This window comes from Streptomyces sp. NPDC007971, assembly GCF_042958635.1.
GTDB lineage: Bacteria > Actinomycetota > Actinomycetes > Streptomycetales > Streptomycetaceae > Streptomyces.
The window spans coordinates 1-2221 of record NZ_JBIBJK010000080.1; the positions used below are offsets into that span (position 1 = coordinate 1).

The 2221-nt window shown below is 71.3% G+C and carries 2 protein-coding genes; both read right to left on the reverse strand.

The genetic code is table 11. The features are described 5' to 3' along the window. Positions 1–1820, reverse strand: a 1820-nt coding sequence (locus ACFZCP_RS45845) for a beta-ketoacyl synthase N-terminal-like domain-containing protein (protein WP_391443242.1), incomplete at its 3' end; no start/stop codon positions are given. 31 nt (positions 1821–1851) lie between these two features. Beyond that, on the reverse strand, positions 1852–2221 hold a 370-nt coding region (locus ACFZCP_RS45850), incomplete at its 5' end, for a phosphopantetheine-binding protein (protein ID WP_391443245.1).

Consider the following 2221-nt stretch of genomic DNA (forward strand, 5'->3'; position numbering starts at 1 on the left):
ACCGGACTCACCCGGACCAGTTCCTGACCCATCCCGACCCACTGCGAACCCTGACCGGCGAACGCGAACACCACCCGCCCACCCGGCCGCGCCACACCCGACACCACACAACCCGCAGGAACCCCGGCAGCCAGGCTCTCCAAACCGGACACCAGCTCACCGCGGTCACCACCGACCACGACCGCCCGATGCTCGAACGCCGAGCGCGTCACCGCCAACGACCAGGCGACATCGGCCGGTTCCAGCCCCGCACGGGCCGTGACCCACTCCCGCAGCCGGCCCGCCTGCGCCGACAGCCCGTTCGCCGACCGGCCCGACACCGGCCAGGCGTGCGCGCCGGACACCACCGGTGCCGTCGCCGGGACGTCATCGCCGGCGGCCTCGGTGTCGCCGGTCTCGGACGGGACGTCCTTGGACGCGGCCCGCTCGGCGGGGGCCTCCTCCAGGATGACGTGGACGTTGGTGCCGCTGAGGCCGAAGGAGGACACGCCGGCGCGGCGTGTGTGCTCACCGGTCGGCCACGGCACGGATTCGGTCAGCAGCCTGACGTCGCCGGCCGACCAGTCCACGTGCGGCGACGGCTCGTCCACGTGCAGCGTCTTCGGCAGCTGCTCGTTCTTCAGGGCGAGCACCATCTTGATGACGCCGGCCACGCCGGCTGCCTGCTGGGCGTGTCCGATGTTGGACTTCACCGAGCCGAGCCACAGCGGACGGTCCTCCGGCCGGTCCTGGCCGTAGGTGGTCAGGAGCGCCTGCGCCTCGATCGGGTCACCCAGCGTCGTACCCGTACCGTGCGCCTCGACTGCGTCGACGTCGGCGGCCGACAGACGGGCGTTGGCCAGCGCCGCCCGGATGACCCGCTGCTGCGAGGGGCCGTTCGGGGCGGTCATACCGTTGGACGCGCCGTCCTGGTTGGCCGCGGAGCCGCGCACCACTGCCAGGACTGTGTGGCCGTTGCGGACCGCGTCGGACAGCCGCTCCACGACGACCATGCCGACGCCCTCGCCCATGCCCATGCCGTCCGCCGCGGCCGAGAAGGCCTTGCAGCGGCCGTCCTCGGCGAGGCCGCGCTGCCGGGAGAAGCCGATGAACCCCATGGGGGAGGCCATCACCGTGACGCCGCCGGCCAGGGCCAGCGAGCACTCACCGGACCGCACCGCCTGGCACGCCAGGTGCAGGGCCACCAGCGACGACGAGCAGGCCGTGTCGATGGACACCGCGGGTCCCTGCAGCCCGAGGAGGTAGGAGACGCGGCCCGACATCACGCTGGCGGCGCCGCCGGTCATCAGGTGCCAGTCGAGGCCTTCCATACTCTGCAGGGACTGGTGGGCGACGTAGTCGGAGGGGGCGACGCCGACGAAGACGCCGGTCTGGCTGCCGCGCAGCGACGCCGGGTCGATACCGGCCCGCTCCAGCGCCTCCCACGACGTCTCCAGCAGCAGCCGCTGCTGCGGGTCCATCGCCAGCGCCTCACGCGGGCTGATCCCGAAGAACCCGGCGTCGAAGCCGGCCGCGTCCCGCAGGAACGCACCCTCCAGCACATAGGAGGTTCCCTGGTTGTCCGGGTCCGGGTCGTACACGCCCTCGGCGTCCCAGCCCCGGTCGGTCGGGAAGCCGGAGATGGCATCGCCGCCCGCGGCCAGGAGATCCCAGAGTTCTTCCGGAGTCGTCACGCCGCCGGGGTAGCGGCAGCTCATGCCGACGATCGCCAGCGGCGCCGATGACGCCGAGACGAGCTGGCGGTTCCGCTGCCGCAGTCGCTCGGTTTCCTTGACGGAGGCGCGCAGAGCTTCAAGGAGCTTGTCAGCCTGTCCGGTCATCGCTGCCTCCACGCATCGAGCATCATCAACTTCACTCCGTCTCGCTGTCCAAGGCCAGGCGAATGAGGCTCTCGGCATCCAGCGCGTCGATGTCCTCGGCGTCTTCGCCCTTCTCGTTCACGAGGGCGTCGTCCTGGACACCGGCGAGCTGCATCAGGACCTCCATGAGCCCGGCCTCACGGAACCTGGACAGCGGGACGGTCGCGAGCGCCTTCCGGAGTTTCGCCTCACCGGGGTCTGTTTCGCTGTGTGCGCCGATCTCCGGCAGCAGCTTCTCCTGCAGGAACACGGCCAGTTCCGAGGGGTTGGGGTAGTCGAAGACGAGGGTGGCCGGCAGGCGCAGTCCGGTCACGCCGTTGAGGCGGTTGCGCAGTTCGACCGCGGTCAGCGAGTCGAAGCCC